This window comes from Bradyrhizobium sp. HKCCYLS20291 (assembly GCF_051167715.1).
Lineage (GTDB): Bacteria > Pseudomonadota > Alphaproteobacteria > Rhizobiales > Xanthobacteraceae > Bradyrhizobium.
In genome coordinates this window covers 16,990-40,822 of record NZ_JBNPTO010000008.1, presented here as the reverse complement: position 1 = coordinate 40,822, position 23,833 = coordinate 16,990, and the positions used below count along the sequence as shown (strand labels likewise).

General features: G+C 66.5%; 19 protein-coding genes. 12 read left to right on the top strand and 7 right to left on the bottom strand.

Features of this window, described 5'->3' with window-relative positions; translation table 11 throughout:
- Positions 1-268: 268 nt before the first annotated feature.
- On the bottom strand, positions 269-1,732 hold the full coding sequence (locus tag ACQR07_RS19020) for a hypothetical protein (RefSeq protein ID WP_434903756.1): 1,464 nt from the start codon (positions 1,730-1,732) through the stop codon (positions 269-271).
- Positions 1,733-2,038: 306 nt separating this feature from the next.
- On the opposite strand from ACQR07_RS19020, the gene ACQR07_RS19015 reads away from it, so the two are divergent.
- Positions 2,039-2,335 (top strand): hypothetical protein, encoded by a 297-nt coding sequence (locus ACQR07_RS19015; RefSeq protein WP_434903755.1) that lies wholly within the window; start codon positions 2,039-2,041, stop codon positions 2,333-2,335.
- A 1,097-nt stretch (positions 2,336-3,432) separates the two neighbouring features.
- Here the strand turns inward: ACQR07_RS19015 and ACQR07_RS19010 are convergent.
- Positions 3,433-4,449: a zinc-binding alcohol dehydrogenase family protein gene (locus ACQR07_RS19010; RefSeq protein ID WP_434903754.1), complete on the bottom strand. Its 1,017-nt coding sequence runs from the start codon at positions 4,447-4,449 to the stop codon at positions 3,433-3,435.
- Positions 4,450-4,565: 116 nt separating this feature from the next.
- On the opposite strand from ACQR07_RS19010, the gene ACQR07_RS19005 reads away from it, so the two are divergent.
- The 3 genes from ACQR07_RS19005 to ACQR07_RS18995 are packed head-to-tail and all read left to right on the top strand — an operon-like array spanning position 4,566 to position 7,729.
- Positions 4,566-4,943, top strand: a complete 378-nt coding sequence (locus ACQR07_RS19005) for a winged helix-turn-helix transcriptional regulator (protein ID WP_434903753.1) — start codon at positions 4,566-4,568, stop codon at positions 4,941-4,943.
- A gap of 60 nt (positions 4,944-5,003) precedes the next feature.
- Positions 5,004-6,398 carry a DegQ family serine endoprotease gene (locus tag ACQR07_RS19000; RefSeq protein ID WP_434903752.1) on the top strand — a complete coding sequence of 465 codons (1,395 nt, stop codon included), beginning with the start codon at positions 5,004-5,006 and terminating at the stop codon, positions 6,396-6,398.
- The gene (locus ACQR07_RS18995; protein WP_434903751.1) at positions 6,395-7,729 is read left to right on the top strand and encodes a replication-associated recombination protein A; all 1,335 of its coding nucleotides are present in this window, start codon (positions 6,395-6,397) and stop codon (positions 7,727-7,729) included. The genes ACQR07_RS19000 and ACQR07_RS18995 overlap by 4 nt, the downstream gene beginning before the upstream one ends.
- Before the next feature lie 39 nt (positions 7,730-7,768).
- Here ACQR07_RS18995 and ACQR07_RS18990 read toward each other — a convergent pair whose 3' ends face one another.
- Both ACQR07_RS18990 and ACQR07_RS18985 read right to left on the bottom strand, forming a co-directional pair.
- Positions 7,769-8,866, bottom strand: a complete 1,098-nt coding sequence (locus ACQR07_RS18990; RefSeq protein WP_434903750.1) for an MBL fold metallo-hydrolase — start codon at positions 8,864-8,866, stop codon at positions 7,769-7,771.
- A 321-nt stretch (positions 8,867-9,187) separates the two neighbouring features.
- On the bottom strand, positions 9,188-10,138 hold the full coding sequence (locus ACQR07_RS18985; RefSeq protein ID WP_434903749.1) for an alpha/beta hydrolase: 951 nt from the start codon (positions 10,136-10,138) through the stop codon (positions 9,188-9,190).
- A gap of 101 nt (positions 10,139-10,239) precedes the next feature.
- On the opposite strand from ACQR07_RS18985, the gene ACQR07_RS18980 reads away from it, so the two are divergent.
- Positions 10,240-11,631 (top strand): RluA family pseudouridine synthase, encoded by a 1,392-nt coding sequence (locus ACQR07_RS18980; RefSeq protein WP_434903748.1) that lies wholly within the window; start codon positions 10,240-10,242, stop codon positions 11,629-11,631.
- 6 nt (positions 11,632-11,637) lie between these two features.
- Here the strand turns inward: ACQR07_RS18980 and ACQR07_RS18975 are convergent, their stop codons facing one another.
- Positions 11,638-12,078, bottom strand: coding sequence for a hypothetical protein (locus ACQR07_RS18975; RefSeq protein ID WP_434903747.1), 441 nt, complete (start codon positions 12,076-12,078; stop codon positions 11,638-11,640).
- Between the two features lie 89 nt (positions 12,079-12,167).
- Here ACQR07_RS18975 and ACQR07_RS18970 point away from each other — a divergent pair, with 89 nt between their 5' ends.
- From ACQR07_RS18970 to blaOXA, 4 genes are all read left to right on the top strand, one after another.
- Positions 12,168-12,950 (top strand): ATP12 family chaperone protein, encoded by a 783-nt coding sequence (locus tag ACQR07_RS18970; protein WP_434903746.1) that lies wholly within the window; start codon positions 12,168-12,170, stop codon positions 12,948-12,950.
- Between the two features lie 61 nt (positions 12,951-13,011).
- Entirely contained in the window at positions 13,012-14,661 is a 1,650-nt protein-coding gene (locus ACQR07_RS18965) for a flagellar hook-length control protein FliK (protein WP_434903745.1), read from the top strand.
- Entirely contained in the window at positions 14,658-14,939 is a 282-nt protein-coding gene (locus tag ACQR07_RS18960; protein WP_434903744.1) for an EscU/YscU/HrcU family type III secretion system export apparatus switch protein, read from the top strand. Before ACQR07_RS18965 ends, ACQR07_RS18960 begins: the two co-directional genes overlap by 4 nt.
- 83 nt (positions 14,940-15,022) lie before the next feature.
- The gene (blaOXA, locus tag ACQR07_RS18955; protein WP_434903743.1) at positions 15,023-15,841 is read left to right on the top strand and encodes an OXA-1091 family oxacillin-hydrolyzing class D beta-lactamase; all 819 of its coding nucleotides are present in this window, start codon (positions 15,023-15,025) and stop codon (positions 15,839-15,841) included.
- Between the two features lie 164 nt (positions 15,842-16,005).
- Here the strand turns inward: blaOXA and ACQR07_RS18950 are convergent, their stop codons facing one another.
- Positions 16,006-16,491 (bottom strand): hypothetical protein, encoded by a 486-nt coding sequence (locus ACQR07_RS18950; protein ID WP_434903742.1) that lies wholly within the window; start codon positions 16,489-16,491, stop codon positions 16,006-16,008.
- A gap of 100 nt (positions 16,492-16,591) precedes the next feature.
- Entirely contained in the window at positions 16,592-17,560 is a 969-nt protein-coding gene (locus ACQR07_RS18945; protein ID WP_434903741.1) for a dienelactone hydrolase family protein, read from the bottom strand.
- Positions 17,561-17,880: 320 nt separating this feature from the next.
- Here ACQR07_RS18945 and ACQR07_RS18940 point away from each other — a divergent pair, with 320 nt between their 5' ends.
- From ACQR07_RS18940 to ACQR07_RS18930, 3 genes are all read left to right on the top strand, one after another.
- Positions 17,881-18,450, top strand: coding sequence for a hypothetical protein (locus tag ACQR07_RS18940; protein ID WP_434903740.1), 570 nt, complete (start codon positions 17,881-17,883; stop codon positions 18,448-18,450).
- Positions 18,451-19,172: 722 nt separating this feature from the next.
- Positions 19,173-20,354: an efflux RND transporter periplasmic adaptor subunit gene (locus tag ACQR07_RS18935; protein ID WP_434903739.1), complete on the top strand. Its 1,182-nt coding sequence runs from the start codon at positions 19,173-19,175 to the stop codon at positions 20,352-20,354.
- Between the two features lie 29 nt (positions 20,355-20,383).
- The gene (locus ACQR07_RS18930; RefSeq protein WP_434903738.1) at positions 20,384-23,539 is read left to right on the top strand and encodes a multidrug efflux RND transporter permease subunit; all 3,156 of its coding nucleotides are present in this window, start codon (positions 20,384-20,386) and stop codon (positions 23,537-23,539) included.
- Positions 23,540-23,833 lie beyond the last annotated feature (294 nt).

Genomic DNA, 23,833 nt, shown 5'->3' with positions numbered 1-23,833 from the left:
CAGAGTCGTGGGCGGGACTCTGGATTGCCTCGCGCGGCTCGCAATCTCTCTCCACACGTCATTCCGGGGCATCGCGCAGCGATGAGCCCGGAATCCATAACCACAGGCCGAGTCGAGGGACCGAGACGCAACGACCTTCGTGCCTCACAAAACATCCCGTGGGTATGGATTCCGGGCTCGTGCTGCGCACGCCCCGGAATGACGATGTGGCGGCACGCTGTGCTCCCCATGTTGTTCATTCATAGGGTGAGCACGCACTTCTGCTTCCCTACTTCCGGAACGGATCCGGCCGCATCAGCAGCTTGCCGGAGATCGAGTTCGGCACCTCGTAGGGCGAACCGACCGACAGCACGTGGCTCAGTGCGATCAGCCGGTTCGGCAGCTTCGCCGGCGGCGGGTCCTGGAACGAATAGGACGTCGGGTTGTGGCACAGGAAGCAGTTCAGCACGTTCTTGATCGGCGTGTTGTCGGCCTGCTGCACGAAGGTCTCGGCGGTGGCGTTGGCGAGGTTGACGGAGCCGACCGCGCTGGTCTGGTCGCTTTTCAGATTGTACGAGTTCGGCAGCATCCAGACGGTGCCGTCGAGGCTGTAGCTCGCAAACGTCGATTGCGGGCTCTTCAGCTTGGTCAGGAAGCCTTGCGCCTGCGCCGTGATGGCGAAGATGTTGCCGACGCCGTTCGGCTGGTTCTCGCCGCCGGTCTGGTTCTCCAGCACGACATTGGTCATCGGCGTCAGCTTCTGGGTCGCGGGATCGAGCCGCAGCTGCGGACGGTTGGCTCCGGGGACAGCCGCGACGTTGACCTGGGAGAATGGCGTGCCGCCCTTGTAGAGCGTGTAGGTCTTCGGGTCGGAGCGGCTCGCCGACGGCACGAACGTGTTGTCCGGCGTCTGCGGCGAATTGTTCTTCAGTTCGAACGTGCCCCACAGGAATTCCGGATGGTTCTCGGTGTAGCCGACCACGTGCAGGCCGATCAGCGCCACGGTCACGGTGACGAACTTGCCGTCGACCGGCTGGATCGTGATCTGGCCGGGTGTGATCTTGTTCTCAAGCACCGGCACCTGCGCCTGCGTCGTGTAGGCGCCGGCCGGCGGTGATTGTCCCTGATCGAGCCGCAGCCAGGTCGCCTTGAACACGGCGTCGCCCACCGCAAACGACGAGTCCGCCGGCTGGCTCTGGTAGCCGCCGGTCGCGATCAGGTTCTTCCGCGCCGTGTTGAAGTAGGTCTGGTTCATGTGCACCGACGCGTAGACCGGGTAGCCGTTCTGGGCCACCAGCATGTGGCCGTCGGCCTGGACGATCGCGCCGGCGCCTTCGGTGAAGCCGGGCATGCCGTGGAAGACCTGCGCGCGCGCCGCGAGCGTCAGCGGGCGCAGTTTTGGCGCGCCGGCATTCTCGGTATTGCCGAGCAGCTCGTCGGGCGTCGCCAACGTCATGAAGCGCGGCACCGTCGTGCCGGAGCCCTGGTCCTTCACCAGCGCCGTCGCCCAGACGAAGGCCTCCCACGACCATTGATGGAAAGCGCAGTCCGGTGTCGGGATCGTCCTCGTGTCCGAGGTCGGGAATGCGGCGTCCGGCTTCAGATATTGGCCCAGCCCCTCCGACCACCCGAAGGCCGGGCAGTTCTTCGCAGGCGGTGGCGGCGCGGCGCGCCCGGCGGTGACTGCGCCGGCCACGACGGTTGCGCTGATCGTCGTCGCGACTGTGATCATGAGCCAATGAAGTGTCTTCATGGCCGAATCTCCATGTGATGTGTGCGCCGGGCGGACGGCGTGCGACCGCGATGCGCAGCAAATGATGTTAAATATGATTCATTCAAAGGTAGTGCGTGACAAACATGCATCCAAAGGTGAGATTTGCAAGACCGGCATCTCACGGTCGCGGGAATTTTTTCACGAGCTCGACCACGCCATCGATCAGATCAGCGTGAGCTGCGGCACAGTCGGCTCCCGGCCATGCGTGCAGGCTGCGGTCGTTCGCTGGACGAGTGCGGACAATGACGTCCTCACACCAGTGGACATCAGCCACAGGAGAGTGAAATGAAATCCATCATTGCCGGTGCCATCGTGCTGGTCCTCACGTCCGGAGCGAGCTTCGCGGGCACGCCGCTGATCGATGCCCGGCAGAGCGTCCAGTCGCATCGCATCTATAACGGCATCGCGTCGGGACGGCTGACCTACCCGGAGACGCAGCAGCTCGTGCGTGGCCAGATCCACGTGCAGAAGCTGAAGAATCAGGCCAACGCCGACGGCGTCGTGACGTCGTACGAGCGCGCCCGCATCAACGTCGCGCAATCCGTGCAGGGTGCGCGCATCTTCTGGAAGAAGCATAATTAGGCGGCGCGGATTGGCGGGTGGGCATGGCACCGCCGTCGGCGACCCGTGCCCACCATTGCGCTGTCAGGTGACATGGATCGGACGAGATGAGCCGCGGACGCAGTGCCCATGACTGCGCCCTCTGCCCCAAAGCCAAGCGGAGCTTTGCCAGGGCGGGAGAGGGCACTGCATCTGGCAGCGCGGTGATTGCTATCAGTCGCGGCGGCGTGCGGCGATGGACTGTGGCCGATCCGGCACGTCGGGCAAATCAACTGCGCGCGTGAACGGCGTGAAGGTCGCGTATGCGGCTTGCAGCCGTGCGGAGCGTGGAAGCCGCGAGCGATTTTTCTCTGTCCGTACAACGGCCTCGATCACGGCAAGCAGCGATCGAAATTTTTCTGTTTCGTTTTTTCAAAAATCATGTTTCACTCCGCCCATCCCGCCTCATGCAGAGGGGCGTACGCGTCGTCACGATACGTGGAGTGTGGGATGCGGTGGCCGGGGTGGCAGCGTGCGCATTCGTGCGTGGACGAGCGCTGTATCCCGGACGCGAAGTCGCGTGGTCCTGGCGCCCCGAAGCTGGCGTCAAGTCCGCCGTGCTTTTGACGAAGCGCGCGGGCGACGGTGGCTAACAAGCCGGACACCGGGGAGATCGCGAAGTAAGCGTGAAAACCATCGCGCAGGGAGGGCCGGGATGTCTCGGCTGCACCTGTGGTTCCTGCCGCCAGCATTTCTTTCGCTGGCGGGCCATGGGGGCGGCGAGCTCCCGGCCTTCCCTGCGCCCTCTCGTCGTCGAGACGGGCGAGACTGCCGCATCACTCGGGCGCATCGCGCCGCGAGGGGGAAGAGGCACGTCTGTAAAAGGCTGTTTGAATACGTGGAACTGACGAGATGAGCCGCGGGCGCGGTGCCCGTGACTGCGCCCTCTCCCCTTGTGGGAGAGGGCATGTAGGAAAGTGCGGCGAACTCGGTTGGGTGAGGGGTATGCTTCCACGAGCGTTGTCTGCGGAGAGATACCCCTCACCCAATCGTCTTTGTGGATGGGCCGGCGATGCGCTCTCCCACAAGGGGAGAGGGCACTGCATCGCGCAGCCGCTGGGCACTACAAATGCTGTAGCTTAGCCCCACCCCTCCAGCACGATCTTGCCACGCGAGGTGTTGCTCTCGATCAGGGCATGCGCGCGCTTGAGGTTCTTGGCGTTGATGGTGCCGTAGTTGTCGCCGAGGGTGGTGCGGATGACGCCTTTGTCGATCAGGTCGGAGACGTCGTTGAGCAGATTGTGCTGGGCGATGATGTCGGGCGTCGTGAACGAGGAGCGCGTGAACATCGATTCCCAGTGGATCGAGATCGCCTTGCCCTTGAACGCGGCGAGCGAGAACTCGGCGGGATCGTCGATCAGGCCGAACTTGCCCTGCGGCGCGAGGAATTCGGCGATCGACTTGTAGTGCTGCTCGGTATGGGTGAGGCTGGCGACGAGGCCGACCGGCGGCAGCTTCAGCGCATCGATCTGCGCCTGCATCGGCTTGGCGTGATCGATCACGGCATGGGCGCCGAGCGCAAGGCACCAGTCGCGTGACTCCGGCCGCGTCGCGGTGGCAAGTACGGTGAGCCCGGTGAGCCGGCGCGCGAGCTGGATCAGGATCGAGCCGACGCCGCCGGCAGCACCCGTGATCAGCAAAGTGCGATCGTCGAGGCTCTTGCCGGGAACGGCGCCGAGTCTGTCGAACAGCAATTCCCAGGCGGTGATCGAGGTCAGGGGCAGGGCGGCGGCCTGTGCGAACGACAGGCTCTTGGGCTTAGCCCCGACGATGCGCTCGTCGACGAGATGGAATTCGGCGTTGGTGCCCTGGCGCAGGATCGAGCCGGCGTAGAACACCTCGTCGCCTGCCTTGAACAGCGTCACCTCGGGGCCGACTGCCTCGACCACGCCGGCGGCGTCGTAGCCGAGGATCTTGGTCCCGCCGGCCGGCGGGGCGGCGCGCTTGCGGACCTTGGTGTCGACCGGATTGACCGACACCGCCTTCACCGCGACGCGGATGTCACGTCCGCTGGGCTCGGGCTTGTCCGCCTCGAAATCGAACAGCGCGCGCGCCTCGGTGATGGGCAACGACTGCTGGTAACCGACGGCCTTCATGACAACCTCCTGGCTGGCCTTCCAATTGGGCCTGTTTGTCCTGCTGGCGTCATTTCGACAAGTACTGTAAAAATGGGGAACTAGTCCCCATTTGGATACTATTGGGCCAAGACACGATGAAACGGAAGAATTTCACCCGCCGGCCTGGCTGCGCGGTCGAAGCCACGCTCGATCTGATCGACGGCAAGTGGAAGGGCGTCATCCTCTACCACCTGCAGGGCGGCAGCCAGCGCTTCGGCGAGCTCAGGCGGCTGATGCCTGGCATCACCCAGCGCATGCTGACCAAGCAGTTGCGGGCGCTGGAGGACGACGGGCTGGTGGTTCGCAAGGTCTATGCCGAGGTGCCGCCGCGGGTGGATTACACCTTGTCCGAGGTCGGCGAGAGCCTACGGCCTGTCATCGATGTCCTGAGGAACTGGGGCGAGCGGCACCAGGAACGGCTGTCCTGCGGCTCCGTTGCAGACACCATCAAAACGCCGCATCAGACCGCCTGAGCTTGGCCGCACCGGCCGTTCCGCCTATATCGAAGCCGTCAATTTCCCAGGATTGTTCGCATGACGTTGATTCGCACCACCGTGATCCTGCTGCTGTCCCTGCTGGCCGCCACTCCGCTCGCGGCGCAGGAGCGGCGCGTGCCGCAATCGGGGGCCGAGCTGCGGCTGTCCTATGCGCCGATCGTGCAGCGCGTGCAGCCGGCGGTCGTCAACGTCTACGCCGCCAAGATGGTGCAGAACCGCAATCCCTTCCTCGACGACCCGGTGTTCCGCCGCTTCTTCGGCCTGCAGGGCGGCCCGCAGGAGCAGATGCAGCGCTCGCTCGGCTCCGGCGTGATGATCGATGCGTCCGGTCTCGTCGTCACCAACGTGCACGTCATCGAGGGCGCCGACGAGGTGAAGGTCTCCCTGTCCGACAAGCGCGAGTTCGAGGCCGAGATCGTGCTGAAGGACAGCCGCACCGATCTCGCGGTGCTCAAGCTGAAGGGCACGCGCGAGCAGTTTCCGACGCTCGAGCTCGCCAACTCCGACGATCTGCTGGTCGGTGACGTCGTGCTGGCGATCGGCAACCCGTTTGGCGTCGGCCAGACCGTGACCCACGGCATCGTCTCGGCGCTGGCGCGCACCCAGGTCGGCATCACCGACTATCAGTTCTTCATCCAGACCGATGCCGCGATCAATCCCGGCAATTCCGGCGGCGCGCTGGTCGACATGACCGGCCGGCTCGCCGGCATCAACACCGCGATCTATTCGAAGTCCGGCGGCTCGCAGGGCATCGGCTTCGCGATCCCCGCCAACATGGTCCGCGTTGTCGTCGCCTCGGCCAAGAGCGGCGGCAAGGCGGTGAAGCGGCCGTGGCTCGGCGCAAGGCTGCAGGCGGTGACGCCGGAGATCGCCGAGAGCCTGGGCTTGCGCTCGCCGACCGGCGCCCTGGTCGCCAGCGTCACGCCGAACAGCCCGGCGGCACGCGCCGGGATCAAGTCGTCCGACCTGATCGTCTCGATCGATGGCCAGGCCGTCGATGATCCCAATGCCTTCGACTATCGCTTTGCGACGCGGCCGCTCGGCGGCAGCGCGCAGCTCGAGGTGCAGCGCGGCGGCAAGCCGGTGAAGGTCGCGGTCGCGCTGGAGCTGGCGCCGGACACCGGCCGCAACGAGATGGTCATCAACGGCCGCTCGCCATTCCAGGGCGCCAAGGTCGCCAACATCTCGCCGGCGGTGGCCGACGAGCTGCATCTCGATGCCGACACCGAGGGCGTTGTCGTGCTCGAGCCGGGCGACGGCACCACCGCGGCCAATGTCGGCTTCCAGAAGGGCGACGTCATCATGGCCGTCAACAACCAGAAGATCGCCAAGACCGTCGATCTCGACAAGGCCTCGCGCGAGCAGGCCCGCGTCTGGCGCATCACCGTGCTGCGCGGCGGCCAGCAGATCAACGTCACGCTCGGCGGATGAGCCCGAAGCGTCCCCAGCAGGGAGGCCCGAGCCTCTTCGCCGCGGCGGGGATGGAGCACGACGCGCCACGGCCGCTGCCGGAGCGGTTGCGCCCGCACAAGCTGTCCGACGTCGTCGGACAGGATCACATCCTCGGCCCCGACGGCGCGCTGACCCGCATGCTGGAGACGCGCACGCTCGGCTCGCTGATCTTCTGGGGCCCGCCGGGCACCGGCAAGACCACGGTGGCCCGCCTTTTGGCAGACGCCACCGAGCTGCATTTCGAGCAGATCTCGGCGGTGTTCTCCGGCGTCGCCGACCTGAAGAAGGTGTTCGACGGCGCGCGTGCGCGCCGCGAGACCGGGCAGGGCACGCTGCTGTTCGTCGACGAGGTGCACAGGTTCAATCGCGCGCAGCAGGATTCCTTCCTGCCCGTGATGGAGGACGGCACCGTCGTGCTGGTCGGCGCGACCACGGAGAACCCGTCCTTCGAGCTCAACGCCGCTCTGCTGTCACGCTCGCGCGTGCTGGTGTTCCACTCGCTCGATGCCGCCGCAATCGAGAAGCTCTACAGCCACGCCGAGGCGATCGAGGGCCGCAAGCTGCCGCTCGACGAAGACGCGCGCAACGTCCTGATCCGCATGGCCGACGGCGACGGCAGGGCGTCGCTGACGCTGGCTGAGGAAGTCTGGCGCTCGGCGCGCAAGGGCGAGATCTTCAACGCGGTGCAGCTGCAGGAGATCCTGCAGCGTCGCGCGCCGATCTACGACAAATCGGCCGACGGCCACTACAACCTGATCTCGGCGATGCATAAGTCCGTGCGCGGCTCCGATCCTGATGCCGCGCTGTACTACTTTGCCCGCATGCTCGACGCCGGCGAGGATCCGTTGTTCCTGGCGCGCCGCATCGTCCGCATGGCGGTGGAGGACATCGGCCTCGCCGACCCGCAGGCGCTGGTCATCGCCAACGCCGCCAAGGACGCCTACGACTTCCTCGGCTCGCCCGAGGGCGAGCTCGCGATCGCCCAGGCCGTGATCTACGTCGCGACCGCGCCGAAATCCAACGCCGCCTACAAGGCCTTCGGCGCCGCCAAGCGCGTTGCGAAAGAGGGCGGGTCGCTGCTACCGCCGAAGCATATCCTCAATGCCCCGACCAAGCTCATGCAGAGCGAAGGCTACGGCTCCGGTTACCAATACGACCACGACGCACCCGACGCGTTCTCGGGCCAGGACTACTTCCCCGAAGCCCTGGGACGTCAGCAGTTCTACGATCCCCCCGAGCGCGGCTTCGAGCGCGAGATCCGGAAGCGCCTGGACTACTGGGCGAAGCTGCGCAAGGAGCGGGGCGGGTAGCCGGCCATGTCACCTGGATCTGACACCGGGAGGACTGCATCAGGCGTTGAACGTGACGCGGGTCCCGGTGTTGATCCGAATGAGCTTGCCCGGCATGTCCCTTTCGACCAGCCTGGCGAACAGATCACCGGTGCAATGCATCGGCAGAACGAAATCGGGATTGAGGTCCTTGAGCGCTGCGACGGTGTCCTGAACGTAGCCGTCCTTCTCCGGGGCAAGATGAAAGCCACCCATGACGGCATGGATCTTGTCGATTCCGGTAACGGCCATGGCTTGCTTCAGCGTGTTGACTATTCCGCGGTGACCGCAGCCGGTAAATACAATGAGGCCGCGCCCGCGCAGGTTTGCGCAAGGCGCGATCTCGTGGCTGAAGTCGTCCGGAATCGACTGGGCGCTCCGCTTGGCCTCCGGCATCTGCTGCGGAAAGCAACCATAGCCGTCGGTCACGCCCACGCTCATGCGCGTCGGCGCGGTCACATGCTCGAAGCTGCGTCGGCCGATGGCGCCCGTCGTGATCAGCTGGCCGGCAACCAGTGTTGGCTGATCGGCAAACACGACCTTCACGCCGGCGCTGTCGAGCGAGGTCCGGTCGAGTGCGCCGAAATTGTACGATTGCGGCGGCGATGTTGGCACGACGATCTCTCGGGTACAGAAAGCCTCCTCACCGCCGAGATAGAGCGAGAGGCCCGGCTTGAAGCGGCCTTTGCTGGCGCCGAGAAATCCGGCCATCCCTCCGAAATGGTCGTAGTGACCATGCGTCATGACCATGGCGTCGAGCATGTCCGGTTGAACCCGGAGAAAGGCCATGTTGTTCATCAGGGTCTCGGGCGTGTAGCCGAAATCCACCAGGACAGATCGACGCTCGGTTCCGGACTGCGTCTGCATCAACGCGGAAACGCCCCACTCGCTCTCCAGGACATGACGCGGAGGCTTGTCCGTGAGCCCCAGCGAAAACGGCTGCACCTCGACATTCGCCAAGCGCATCGGCGGCGCGAACACCTGCTGAAAACTGTCCGTGATCACCTGAATGGTGAGCGCGTCGACTTCCGGCATCGGCACGCTGAGCTTCTGAGCACGGGCCGGTGCTGCGCTCCCCAACAAGCCGCCGATGGTGGTCCACAGAGCCGCGGCGCCCATGCCGCACAGCGCATGTCGTCGGTTGACACTGCTGCTCGAGCGGTTCGGGAGGGAGCCGTCATCGGCACGGAACCGTCCGCGTTGAGACGACGATGGAGGGCCAAGACCACAAGTGCAGCTGCGGAAGAGCATGTCACCCTCCTTGCAAGAAGGCTGTCGCTGCGCGCGTCCAAGATCAGGATATGGCTCAACCTCGACGAGAACCTTGACTTGCATCAAGCGGACAAGATTTGCCGCAATGCGTCACTCAGCATGAGTCTGCGCGACTCCGATCATCTCTCGGTCTTAGAGATCTGCGTCGCCGCGCCAACTGACCGCGAGCTACTTCCCAGTCTGCACGAACTCCGCGATCTCCCGCGTCAACCGGTCGTCGTCGCTGTTGATCGCATACACCTCCGACATGTGACTGTGCTGCGGCAGCATCACCGCGCGGGCGCAGCCAGTAGTAGGGCGCTTGCAGGCGGCCTGCTTCAGCAGGTCGAACTGCTCGACGAAGCGCGGCGGGTCGAGTTCGGCGGAGGCGATCAGCAGCGGCAAAGTCGAGGCCTGCAGGCCGGCCAAGGAAGAGCGCTCCTTGAAGCGGGAAGGGTCGGTGCCGAAATAGGCCATCTCCTGGTCGCCGAGCGGCGTTGCCGTGAGGTCGTAGACGCCGGAGGCCATAATCGCGCCGGCGAGACCGCCGCCGCCGACCTTGTGGAATTCCGGGTGCGACACGTAGCTCGCGACGTGCACCGCGCCGGCCGAATGTCCCATCAGGAAGATGCGGGCGGGATCACCGCCGTTCTCGGCGGCGTGGGCGGCGACCCATTGCACGGCGCTGGCGACGTCCTCGACGCCGGCGGGCCAGGGGAATTTCGGCGCCAGGCGGTAGGTGATGTTGACGCCGACGAAGCCGCTCCTGGCCGCCCACAGCATGATGTTGTCGTAGAACGGGCTGTCCGGCGTGGTGCGCTTGTTGCCGCCGATGAAGGCGCCGCCATGCACGAAGATCAGGACCGGGCGTGGGGCAGCCGCGCTGTCCGGCGTGAACACGTCGAGCAGGTTACGCTCGGCCGTGCCGTAGCGGACGTCGCGCTGCACCTTGACGCCGGCATAGGGTTCCCTGGCCTGCAACGGCGCGTAGATCGCAGCGGTCTTCGGCGGATCGATCACCCGGCCGATCTCGACCAGCTTCCAGGCAATGTCGTCGGACATCGGGCTTTGCTGCGCATGCGCGGAGCTCAGCGCCAGCATGGCTGCAAGGATCGTGAGGGCCCGTCGCGTCAGCGTCATTCGATTCGCTCCGATCAATACCGATTCGGCAGAACACGTGCTCGCCGCCATTATCGCGATTTCGCCGTGACTGGCAGTGGCTTTTGGGATACGCACCACGCATGAGCCGCCGCATCAAGCGAACCCAGAGTAAATCCGACCGTCCCGCCGACCGCCGCAAGGGCGAGCGGCCGAAGGCGGAGGCCGCGCGCAACGTTGGCGCGTCGCCCAAGCGTGAGTCCGCGAAGCGTGAGCCGAGCAAGCGCGCCGATGGCGATCGTCCGCGACGCGAGCGTGCTGCAGGCGAGCGCGAAGCTTCGCCGCGCGGCGAGTTCGGGCGCGGCAAAGGCGATCGCGTCCGTGCCCCACGTGCCGAGCGCGAGGATCGCCGCGACAGCTTCGAGCCGCGCGGCAAGCGCGCCGCTACCGGCAAGCCTGCGCGCTTTGGCGCCGAGCGGCCCGAGCGCAAGCCGCCGCCCGCGCCACCGCCGAAGAAGGCCGAGCCGGAGACCGCGCTGCTGCCCACCAAGGTGCAGACCGTCGTGGTCTCCGCCGACGAGAACAACATGCGCGTCGACCGCTTCCTCGAGGCGCGCTTTCCCTGCCTGTCGTTCTCCCACATCCAGCGCATCGTCCGCAAAGGCGAGTTGCGGGTGAACGGCAAGCGCGCCGACTCCAAGGACCGCCTTGAGGAAGGCCAGACCGTCCGCATTCCGCCGCTCAAGCTCGATACCCCCAAGGTGTCGGGCGTGCTGTCCGAGGCCGAGCAGAAGACGCTCGATAGCCTGAAGGCGATGACGCTGTATGAGGACGACGACGTGCTCGTCCTCAACAAGCCGGTGGGGCTCGCGGTGCAGGGCGGCTCCGGCATGACGCGCCACATCGACCAGATGCTCGAGGTGATGCGCGACGCCAAGGGGCAGAAGCCGCGGCTCGTGCACCGCATCGACCGCGAGACTTCCGGCTGTCTGCTGATCGCCAAGACGCGCTTCGCAGCGACGCATCTGACCGGCGCCTTCCGCAGCCGCTCGGCGCGCAAGATCTATTGGGCGCTGGTGGCCGGCGTGCCGAAGCCGAAGCAGGGCCGCATCTCGACCTACCTCGCCAAGGAGGAGAGTGAGGACGACACCATCATGCGCGTCGCTGCGCATGGTGACGAGGGCGCCAGCCACGCCGTGACCTATTACGCGGTGGTCGAGGCCTCCGCGAACAAGCTCGCCTGGGTGTCCTTGAAGCCGGTCACCGGGCGCACGCACCAGCTGCGCGCGCACATGGCGCATATCGGCCATCCCATCGTCGGCGATCCCAAATATTTCAACATCGAGAACTGGGCGCTGCCCGGCGGCCTGCAGAACCGGCTGCATCTGCTCGCGCGCCGCATCGTCATCCCGCATCCGCGCGGTGGCTTCATCGATGCGACGGCGCCGCTGCCCGCGCACATGCTGCAGTCCTGGAACCTGCTTGGCCTCGAGCACGACCGCTTCGACCCGATCGAGAACGCGCCGGAGGAGTAGCCTCGCTCAGTTGCGAAACTGCTCCAGGAATAGCGTGAGCGAATCGTGCGGCGTCTCGACGTCGAGGATGACCCAGCCGTCCGGGCCCTTGACGACGATGAAGTTGAGAGTCACGCGGCGGCCCTGGTTGTCGAAGCTGGCGGCGACATAGGTCTTGTCGAACTGCTTGCGCAGGATCGAGATCGCCACCGGCCCGAGCTTCCAGCGCGGGCTCTGTACCAGGAAGTCGTAAGGCTCGTGCCGCGGCGCGGTCCAGGCTTTCGCCAGGCTCGGGTCGAAGAACTGCCGCGCCGCCTCCGGCGTTCGCGGCAGCCCGGCGGAGAGCTCCGGCGCGCCCTGGCCGTAATGCGCATAGACGTTGCGGACCAGCGATTCCGGCGAGCCGAATCCGGCGGCCGCCGCGACGGCGCTGCCGAGCAGGATGAGGACGGAGAGCAGGGGACGCATCGGCGGCTCGCATTTCGGTCGATCAGGCCTTATCTACCGCGCAAACAACCAATCCAGTGTGATCATCCCGCGAGAGGGCCGGAATTCTGATGCGTGAATTGTTCGACGAGGTGGTCGGCCAGTCGCCGCTCGATCCGCAGGAATCAGCGCGCCAGGCGATGCGCGCGCCGCTGCGCAAGCGCTTCTACAAGGCGGCCGGTACGGCCGAGGCCGAGGGCGGCTTCCAGGTCACACTCGACGGCCGGCCGATCCGCACGCCCTCGGGGCGCGTCGTCGTGGTTCCGGTCAGGGAACTCGCCGAGGCGGTCGCCGGGGAATGGCAGGCCCAGGGCGAGAGCATCGATCCCACCAGGATGCCGTTGACGCGGTTCACCAACAGCGTGGTGCAGTCGGTGGTCGATCGCGTCGATGCTGTCCGCGACGACATCGCCAAATACCTCCAGTCCGATCTGCTGTTCTACCGCGCCGGCCATCCGGAAGGATTGGTCGCGGCCGAGGCCGCGCATTGGGACCCGGTGCTGGACTGGGCGCGCGACGGTCTCGGCGCGCATTTCATCCTGTCCGAGGGCATCATGCACGTGGCCCAGCCCGAGGCGGCGGTGCAGGCGGCGCGGGATGCGCTGCCGGCCGGCCCGTGGGCGGTGGCGGCGGCGCATGTGGTGACCACCATCACCGGCTCGGCGCTATTGGCCCTGGCGCTGCTGCATGGCGTGCGCGATGCCGACCAGGTCTGGGCGGCGGCCAATGTCGACGAGGACTGGAACGCGGCGCAATGGGGCGCCGACGAGGAGGCGATGAGCCGCCGCGCCGCCAAGCAGATCGACTACCAGGCCGCCGTGCGCATCCTGCAGGCGGTCGGGTCCGCCAGCTGAGGCCGGTTAACGCCGGGTTTAGGGCGAACGTTTAGGCTGTGCGCGTAACCCGAGTACGCGCATGGTCCAGAGTGTCACCCCGCCGCCGTCCGTGAGCGCCCCCCGAGGGGTCGGCAGCTCGTCGGCTGGAACCACGGCGACGGCCGCCACGACGCTGCAGGCCGGTGCGCTGCTCAGTGCGAGGGTGCAGCAGGTGCTCGCCGAAAATCTGGTCCAGGTCGCGATCGGAAACCTGTCGATGGAGCTCGCCAGCGAGCTGCCGTTGCAGGCCGGCCAGACCGTGCAGGTCGCGGTATCGCAGACGCAGCAGGGGCTGCAGCTCGCCATCGTTGGGCAGGGCGGCGCCGGAGCGGCCGGCACCGGCGCAACCGCTACTCCCGCGGCCACCGTCGTCGACGTCACCGGCCGGCTGGCGCCGACGCTGGCGCCGCAGCCCGATCTGCTGACCGGGCTGGAGCGACTCGCGATCTCCGTCGCCAGCGAGGAGGCGGTGACCCGGCAGGGCAGCCAGGGCCAGCTGTTTGCCGATCTGCAGGCGGTGGCTGATGCGCCGAACCTGCCGCCCGCGCTACGCGCCGCCGTCGCCCAGGTGCTGGCGCAGCAGACGCCGCTCACGCCGTCACTGACCGCCGATGACGTTCAGAGCGCCGCCAAGAGCTCCGGCCTGTTCCTGGAAGCTTCGCTTGCCAATGGCAGCGCTGGCGCCGGCACGCCTGACCTCAAGGCCGCGCTGATCGTGCTGCGCCAGACGCTGGCGTCGGTGCTGCAGACCGTCGATCCCGGCACCACCGCGTCAACCCAGCCTCAGCCCGGCGCGTCCTACGCGTCGGTGCTGTCGGAAGCCGGCCGCACCGTCGCCGCGCAACAGCAGAGTGCCGCGCCGTCACTGGTGCCCGGCCTCGAGATCGAGCTGCCGCCGCAGCCCTGGGGCATCGGCACGGCACGGCCGGACGTCGCATCGACCGGCTTCACCTCCTCGGCACTGATCGAGACCTTGAGCCAGGCCAAGGGGCAGTCGCTGACTCCCGGCGCGGTGCTTGCCGTGCTGCAGGAGGCCCAGCAGCAGATCCCGCGCGCCGCCGGCCTCGTGCCCGGCCGCAACGGCAATGGCCGCGGCGACGTCGTCGTCCGCACCAACACCCCGCCACCACCGTTCCGCGGCGGCGCGCCGATGCCGCAAGCCGTGGCGACGCCGACGCTCCGGCCGGACACGCCGCTGCCGGCGGTCGCCCACCGGCTGCTCGACGAGACCGATCAGGCGCTGTCGCGGCAGACCCTGTTGCAGGTTGCTTCGCTGCCCGATCGTCCCGATGCGTCAGGCGCGCGCAATGATCCGACCCAGCCGCGCTGGAATTTCGAGATCCCGTTCGCCACGCCGCAGGGCACCGCGATGGCCCAGTTCGAGATCTCGCGCGACGGCAGCACGCAGGGGGCCGATGCCGCCAAGCGGGTCTGGCGGGCGCGCTTCACGCTCGACGTCGAGCCGGCCGGTCCGGTGCATGCGCTGGTCGCCTTCAGCGGCGAGCGAACCTCGGTGCGCATGTGGGCCGAGCGTCCAGTCACCGCCGCGCGGTTGCGCGCCGGCCTCTCCGATCTCAGCCAGGCGCTCAGCCGCGCCGAGCTGTCGCCGGGCGATCTCGTGGTGCAGGACGGCCCACCGCCGGCTGCGATGCCGCCCAAGGCCGGCCATTTCCTGGATCGCGCGCTATGAGCATCGACGTGAAGGCCGCCAGCAAGACCCAGCTCGCCGTCGCCCTGCATTACGACAAGGGGCAGGGCGCGCCGCGCGTCGTCGCCAAGGGCAAGGGCACGATCGGCGCCAAGATCATCGAGGTCGCCAAGGCGCACGATATCCCGATCGAAGAAAACGAGGTGCTGGCCGGCGCGCTCTCCAATGTCGAGATCGGCGACGAGATCCCCGAGGAGCTCTACAAGGCCGTCGCCGAGGTCCTGGTGTTCGTCCTCAATCTGTCGCGGCCGGCGCGCTAGTGCGCCGTTTTGTGATCTCCGCCATGCGCCGGTTGCGATCGCCCTGTGATACGAGGGCGGAAATTCGGACGGAGAGATTTGCGATGACGATGATGAGCCGCCGCCACGCGCTGGCCCTGGTGGCCGGCGCCAGCCTGTTGCCCGCGCGCGCGCGGGCCCATGTCGCGCCGCCCCGCAACGAGATCCGCGGCGCGCTCGTTCAGCGATTCACCGACATCGGCACCAAGGGCACGTTCCTCGCCTACAAGCCTGAGGAGTATCTGATCATTGCGAGCGACAGCGATCGGTCCAATGAGGCGCGGCTGCCGGCGTCGACGTTCAAGATCGCCAACTCGCTGATCGCGCTGGACACCGGCGTGGTCGAGGATCCCGACAAGGACGTGTTCAAGTGGGACGGTGTCACGAGATCGATCGAGGCCTGGAACAAGGATCATACCTTGCGCAGCGCGATCGCCGTTTCCGCGGTGCCAGTCTATCAGGAGATCGCGCGCCGCATCGGGCTCGAGCGGATGCAGAAATATCTCGAGGAGCTCGACTACGGCAATCACGACATCGGCGGCGGCATCGACCAGTTCTGGCTGACCGGCGCGCTTCGCATCGATCCGGTGGAGCAGGTCGATTTCATCGATCGCCTCAGGCGCGGCGCGCTGCCTGTGTTGAAGCGCAGCCAGGATCTGACGCGCGACATCATCCCGGTGACCAAGGTGGGCGACGCCGTCATTCACTTCAAGTCGGGGCTGCTCGGCAAGGAGCAGGGCTCGCTCGGCTGGATGGTCGGCTGGGTCGACAAATCAGACCAGCCGACCGTGTTCGCGCTCAATATGGACTGCCCCGAGCCGCGCCACGTCGAGGCCCGGATGACCCTCACGCAGGCGTGCCTGAAGGATATCGGCGCGCTGTGATGCTGCCGTAGGGTGGGCAAAGGCGCGTGGCAGGCTGTTAGTTGTTGCCGAGGATGCGGCGCGCCGTGCCCACCACCGTGCTTCGTTGCGAAATCGCGGTGGGCACGGTGCTCGGCACGACGCGAGCGCGTCGTGCCTGCGCGCCTTTGCCCACCCTACATTCGTTACCGCCGCGCCAACTCCAGATCGACGCCCCGGATTTCCGTCCCCGCCGGCCGGATCGACACCGTCTGCCGTTTCCCTCTGGTGGTCAGCGCCAGGCCGGCAGAGAACGTCTGGCCGCGCGCCTGCGCCTCGATGCGGTTGCCGACGGCGCGGCCTTCGATCGTGCCCGAGGCATTGTGGCTCGACTCGGTCCACTCGCCGGAGATCTCGCCGCCGCGATAGGCAATGTCGCTGGAGAGATCGATGTTGTAGCTGTCGCTGGCGCAGCGGATGTTCAGCCTCAATTGCTCACCGGCGCCGCCGACATCGTAGGCGGCGCGGCAGCGCAGCCGCTCCTGGTTGCCGTCGGACATGCTGATCACGCCGCCACCGGTCCAGGCGCCCTCCAGCGCCCGGAAAGGCGAGGCGGGTGCCGCATGGGCCGCGCCGCCCAGCGCGACCGCGGTCAGCAGAGCAGGAATCGCAAGGCAAGAGGCGCGCATCATCGGGCTCCGTTTCATCGTCGAAAAGCGAGCGACAACGCAGCAGAGCCCGATCCGTTCGATCCGTCACTTCAAGAATTGATCCGGATCGTTCTATTTTTGCTCACGACAACTTGAGCAGCGCGCGCAGGAAGTCCGTGACCGCCTGGCGCGCCGCCTCGGCCGTGGCCGGATTGCCGCCGACATGCGGGTCGAGTTCGACGCAGGGATCCTGATAGGTGAAGGGCTGCTGCGTCTCGGCGTTGACCAGCATGCCGCCGTCGGTCTCCTTGATGCGGCAGTTGCGCACGGTCTGCGCCTTGGCCGCCACGGCAACCATGTTGGCGCCGAGCAGGCCGATGTCGAAGCCGTGCGGCGAGTCCGGATATTCGGTCAGCTCGACGTCGCGTCCCGCCGTCTTCAGCCGCTCGACGAAGGCCTTGCAGGTGCGCACCGGGTTGTAGTCGTCCGGACCGCCGTGGAAGATCCGGATCGGGCGCGCCATCACATCGGTGTCGCCGACATAGGTTGTGGCGCAGTCCGGATAGAACGGAATGTAGGCGGCGAACTGCAGCCCAGACGTGTTCCAGCGCTTGTGGAAGCGCTCCAGGCTCGCATACAGCGCCGCCTGTCCGCCGCGCGAGAAGCCCATCAGCACGATGCGGTCGGGATCGACCCGCGGATGCTTCGCCAGCACGTCGAGCGAATGGTAGATGTCCATGATCAGGTTGAGACGGCCGAGCTGCGCCTGGTTGGTGCTGGTCGCGGTGATGCCGCGCCCCGTGAAGCCGTCGATCACGAAGGTCGAGATGCCCATGCCGTTGAAGGTGCGCGTCCAGGCCGGAATGTTGGCGCCGACGCCGCCGGAGCCATGCATCAAAACCACCACCGGCATCCGGCCGCTGCCCTGCGCCACGCGCAGCTCGCCGACGACCGTCACCGGCTTGCCGTTGTCGTCGCCAGCCAGGAATTGCCGGTCGGACAGCGTGAGCGAGGGGATCGGGTACATCTCGATGCGTGCCGGGGCGTCCTTCGGGATGCCCTGCGCCTGGGCGTTGCCGGCGAGCGCAATTCCGAATGCAGTCATCAGCATCGTCACGGCTGCTGCAGCGATCGCACGCTGCGGCCGTCGAGCGGCCCGAACTGCACGCATGGGACTGAAATCAGCGCACGCGGCATCCACCGCCGGCGCGGCATCGATGTGTCGCTCCATGTCACGTCCTCCTGGCTCGCCGCTTGTGGCGCGGCGTTGGAACCAAGTAGAACGAGCGGGCGCGAGGCTGTCAAATGGCGGCGTCGGCTGTGCTCGCCGACATCGGTGGACAACGCTGCGCAGGGCGCCGGGTGGTGCGCTGCGAAATGCAAGGCTGAGCGTTCGCCGGAGCAGCAGCTCCGATTGGCGAAGCCGGGAGAATGCATCGGATGCAAAAACTCACACTGCTCGTCGACGGAGCCGAGCGGGAGCAATCGTCACCGGCCATTTTCGAAACGCGCAAGATGTCGACCGGCGCGCCGCAGATCGTCCTCAGCGTGCCGAACGAGCAGACCGATCTCCTCTGCCAATTGACCGCGTTGCTGTCGCCGCCGTATTTCGCGCTCTACATCCTCCATACTCCGAGAGGGGAGGCCGAGCCGGGACGATACCAGAGCCCCGAGCTCTCGCGGCAGGAGCTCACCTATCTGTTGAGAACGTATGCCGTGTTCTGGTCGAGCGATGCACGACATGACCTCTGGGTCCATTCACCCGCCTCGCACGCCACCCTCGTCTGGGATCGGCACAACTTGCTGTTTGCCGAAGGCCACGCACTCGATGACGTGAGAGAAGCGCTGTTGCAGTCCGGCTTTCGCGAAGGCCAGTTGGAACGGCTCGGCGCTCACACCCATCATTATCGCGCTGAATTCGATGCAGAGGCCGCAAGCCTGCTGAAGGAATTCGATTGGCACCGCACACCGCTTCGACCGGAGGATGTCCAACGGGATTGATGGCGGATACCCTCCGCAACCTTCGAGCCGCCCCCTCCATGACGTCAAAGGCGTGCTGCCTATGGACATCGCTCCGACCCTGCTGATGGAGGCAGCCATCTCTTGCAGCAAGCTCGACCAATCGCGGATCGCAACAAATTAGTTGCTTGATCCTGACTCGAGGCATGAGCAGCTGGCCGGCACTCGGTCGCATCGTTTGCGACTGGTGTGATGGCACCGAATGCACGGGATCGTAAACGATCGGTGACCGGCTCGACCGACGTTCGATGCGTTGCTTGTCGGCGGCTGCAAGGCCGGCCACGACATCGTTTCGGAAGATACCTTTGCTGCCGGTCCCGCGACGACTTCATGCCTGCGACAAAATAGCGAGCGGTCTTGGCGTTGTCACTGATCCGGAAGCGATGCCCCGTCGTTCGGTCGTTGCGATGTCATGTAAGTACTTTCGAGGCGCGACAAAACGCGCAGGGTCGCCCCGACGTTGGCCGAACAACATGGCCTTGTTGTCGCAGGTGTGTCTTTGTTGAGGAAAGTAGCTGGTCGCAAGCTGCAGCGTCACCTATGTAACCGCCGCACGAAAGTTCGTCAGCTCGCGACCGTGGCATACGGCGCGCCAAGTTTGTGAGCGACGACCTGTAAGTCGAGACGACCGGACTCATCGATCCGGTTGGTCGAGCGGCCGTCAGGAAGTTAAGCGCGCCGGGTGACGTCATCAGATGGGCCTCATGTTGAGAGAGCAGTTGATCCGATCCGTTGGTGCGATGTTCTGCGTTGTCTCCGTCATCACGCTTGCGGCTTGCAGCGACCAAGGCGGCGCGGCGGCGCCGCATGCGTCCAATGCTCCCGAGGTCGGTGTCGTCAGTCTGGTCTCCGCGCCGGTGACGTTGACCAAGGATCTGCCGGGGCGGATCACCTCGATGCGCATCGCGGAGGTGCGGCCGCGCGTCAGCGGCATCGTGATCGAGCGCAGCTTTCAGCAGGGCGGCATGGTCGAAGCCGGCGCGGTGCTCTACCGCATCGATCCGGCGCCGTTCGAGGTCGAGCTCGAGAAAGCGCGAGCGGCGCTCGCCAAGGCCGAGGCCGTGCTCTATCAGGCGGACCGCCAGGAGGATCGTCTGAAGAATCTCTTGAAGGGCGAGGCCACCACCCAGGCGCAATATGAGCTGGCCGTCGCCGCGGAGCGCCAGGCGCAGGCGGACGTCGCGGCTCAGAAGGCGGCGGTCGCGCAGGCGCAGCTCAATCTCGACTGGGCCACGGTGCGGGCGCCGATCTCGGGCCGCATCGGCCGCGCACTGGTGACGGAGGGCGCGCTGGTCAATCCCAACGAGACGACACATCTGGCCACCATCCAGCAGCTCGACCCCGTCTATGCCGACTTCACCCAGTCCGTGGACGAGTTGAATCAGCTGCGGCGCGATCTGGCCGAAGGTCGTCTCAAGAGCGTGTCGCGCGAGGCGGCGCGCGTCCGGCTGCTGTTCGATGACGGCTCGATGTACAAGCATCCCGGCCGGCTCTTGTTCTCTGATGTCAGCGTCGATCCGAGCACCGCGAAGGTGACCTTGCGCGGCGAGTTTCCCAATCCGGAGGGCGAGCTGCTTCCGGGCATGTATGTCCGCGTGCAGATCGAGGAGGCGATCGATGCCGCGGGCCTCGTCGTGCCCAGCCAGGCCGTGCAGCGCACGACGGCCGGCGGCAGCGCCGTCTACGTCGTCAACAATGAGGGGCGCGCGAACCTGCAGCCGGTGCGGCTCGGGCGCGCGCTGAATGGCGGCATGCTGGTCGAGGACGGTCTCAAGCCGGGCTGGCAGATCGTGGTCGACGGCTTCCAGAAGTTCGGCCCGGGCAGTGCGGTCACGCCGGTGCCGTGGAAGGCGCCCGGCGCCGAAAAGACGTCCGCTTCGAACTGAACGCGGCCCACGGTTCGGAGAGCACGTCCATGTCACGCTTCTTCATCGCACGTCCGATCTTTGCCTGGGTCGTGGCGATCTTCATCTGTCTCGGCGGCATTCTGGCGATTCCGTTCCTGCCCGTCGCGCAATACCCGATCATCGCGCCGCCCTCGATCTCGATCTCGACGTCCTATCCGGGCGCGTCGACCGAGAACCTCTATTACAGCGTCACGCGCCTGATCGAGGAGGAGCTGAACGGCGCCTCCGGCATCTTGAACTACGAATCGACCAGCGACACCACGGGCGAGGTCGAGATCATCGCCCAGTTCAAGCCCGGCACGGACATCGAGCTGGCGGCCGTCGACGTGCAGAACCGCATCAAGCGCATCGAGCCGCGCCTGCCTGAAGCCGTGCGCAAGCAGGGCGTCGTCATTCTCGAGGCCTCGAGCGCCATCCTGCAATTCGTCACGCTGACCTCGACCGACGGCAGTCTCGACGAGATCGGCCTCGGCGACGTCGCCACGCGCTACGTGCTGCCAGAGCTGCGCCGCCTGCCGGGCGTCGGCCGCGCGCGCCTGTTCGCGACCGAGCGCGCGATGCGCATCTGGCTCGATCCCGACAAGCTGCTCGGGCTTGGCCTGACGGCGCAGGATGTCGACGCCGCGATCGCGGCGCAGAATTCGCAGGTCGCCTCCGGCATTCTCGGCGTGCCGCCGTCGCCGTCGACCCAGCGCACCCAGAACATGGTGCTGGTCAAGGGCCAGCTGGAATCGCCGGAGGAGTTCGGCAACATCGTGCTGCGCGCCAATCTCAACGGCTCGACGGTGAAGCTGTCCGACGTGGCGAAGATCGAGGTCGGCGGCTTGACCTACGCGTTCTCGTCCTGGCTCGACGGCAAGCCGGCGGCCGCGGTCGCCGTGCAGCTGGCGCCGACCGGCAATGCGCTCGCCACCGCCAAGGCGGTCAAGACGCGGATGGCCGAGCTCGCGGGCTTCTTCCCGCCGGGCGTCAAATACGAGGTGTCCTACGACATCACCCCGGTCATCGCCGCCTCGGTCAAGAAGGTGCTGATGACCTTGGGCGAAGCGGTCGTGCTGGTGTTCCTGGTGATGTTACTGTTCCTGCAGAACATCCGCTACACGCTGATCCCGACCATCGTGGTGCCGATCGCGCTGCTCGGCACCTGTGCCGTGCTGCTCAGCCTCGGCTTCTCCATCAACGTGCTGACCATGTTCGGCATGGTGCTCGCGATCGGCATCCTGGTCGACGACGCCATCGTCGTGGTCGAAAACGTCGAGCGCATCATGGCGGAGGAGGGGCTGTCGCCGCGCGACGCCACGGTGAAGGCGATGGAGCAGATCACCGGCGCGGTCATCGGCATCACGCTGGTGCTGATGGCGGTGTTCGTGCCGATGGCCTTCTTCCCCGGCTCGGTCGGCATCATGTATCAGCAGTTCTCCGCCTCGATGGTGGTGTCGATCGGCTTCTCCGCCTTCCTGGCGCTGTCCCTGACGCCGGCCTTGTGCGCGACCCTGCTGAAGCCGATCGAGAAGGGCCATGGCCATGCCAAGGGCGGCTTCTTCGGCTGGTTCAACGGCTGGTTCAACGGCTGGTTCGGGCGGGTGACGAGCCGCTACAGCGCGGCGACGCGCTGGGTCGTCGCGCGCGGCGGCCGGTTCATGATCATCTACGTGCTGCTGCTGGCGGGGCTCGGCTATTCGCTGTGGCGCCTGCCCGGCGGCTTCCTGCCGGTCGACGACCAGGGCTTCGTGATGGTCGACGTGCTGACGCCGCCCGACGCCAGCACCAACCGCACGCTCGACGTGATCAAGACGGTCGAGAAGAAGCTCGCCGAGACGCCCGGCATCGATACGGTATCGTTCATCGCCGGCTTCAGCTTCTACGGACAGGGCTCGAACACGGCGCAGGCCTTCGTCACCTTGAAGGACTGGTCGGAGCGCGGCCGCAACGAGAGTGCGGATGCCTTGATCGCGCGTCTCAATCCGGAGCTGGCGAAGATCAGGGATGCCGAGGTGTCGGTGTTGGCGCCGCCGCCGATCGACAATCTCGGCAACACCTCGGGTTTCAGCTTCCGCCTGCAGGACCGCTCTCAGCGTGGCTATGACGCGCTGATGGCGGCCAAGGACCAGCTGTTCGCGGCCGCTGCGGCCTCGCCGGTGCTCGGCAAGCTCAGCGTCGAGGGGCTGCCGCCGGCGCCGCTGGTCCGGCTCGAGATCGACCGCGCCAAGGCCGCCGCGCTCGGCGTGACCTTCGCGGCGATCAATGGTGCGCTGTCGACCAGCCTCGGCTCGAACTACATCAACGACTTCCTGAACCTCGGCCGCATGCAGCGCGTCGTCGTGCAAGCCAACGACGACAAGCGGACCAAGCCGGAGCATCTGCTGACTTACAGCGTCCGCAATAATGCCGGCGAGATGGTGCCGTTCTCGTCGTTCGCGCGCATCGCCTGGTCGGTCGGGCCCACGCAAGTGGTCGGTTTCGACGGCTACCCTTCGGTGCGCATCACCGGCAACCCGAAGCCCGGCTACACCTCGGGCGACGCGATCGCCGAGATGGAGCGGCTGATGGGCACCTTGCCGAAGGGGTTCGGCTATGCCTGGACCGGGCAGTCGCTGCAGGAGAAGCTGGCGGGATCGCAGGCCGCGTTCCTGCTCGGCCTGTCGATCCTGTTCGTCTTCCTGTGCCTCGCCGCGCTGTATGAAAGCTGGGCGATTCCGTTCGCCGTCATGCTGGCGGTGCCGCTCGGCCTGATCGGCTCGGTCGCCGCGGCCTGGCTGCGCGGCCTGCCGAACGATGTCTACTTCACGGTGGGCGTCATCACCATCATCGGCCTGTCGGCCAAGAACGCCATCCTGATCATCGAGTTCGCCAAGGACCTGTGGGCCCGCGGCACGCCGCTGATCGAGGCCACGGTGACGGCCTGCGAGCTCCGCTTCCGGCCGATCATCATGACCTCGCTGGCCTTCATCCTCGGCGTCGTGCCGCTGGTGATCGCGACCGGCGCGAGCGGCGCGAGCCAGCAGGCGCTCGGCACCGGCGTGCTCGGCGGCATGATCACCGCGACCTTCCTCGCCGTGTTCTGGGTGCCGGTGTTCTTCGTGATGGTGATCCGCTTCTTCACCCGCGACAAGACCGCGGTCACCCCCGCCGCGAAGGAGCAACTGCCGTCAGCGGCGCATTGAGGCGTGAGCCTCCAGACCGCTGAGACGCGCAACTCCTGCGCGTCTCAGATCGCAATGCCGCGGCGGTGAAGCGAGAAGCGCAGGCGTGCGGGCAGTCGTCAGCCGTCGTATTCTGATGTCGTCCCGGCGAACGCCGGAACCCATAGGCCGTGCCGCCTGTTGTTGAAGTCCAGCTGAGCTTCAGCTCGCTTCATTTCCGGCTTCGGTGGTTATGGGTCCCGGCTCAAGGCCGGGATGACAGCAGAGTGTTTGGCCCGGCTCTCACGACATCATCAGTGGCCGGAAGCCATAACC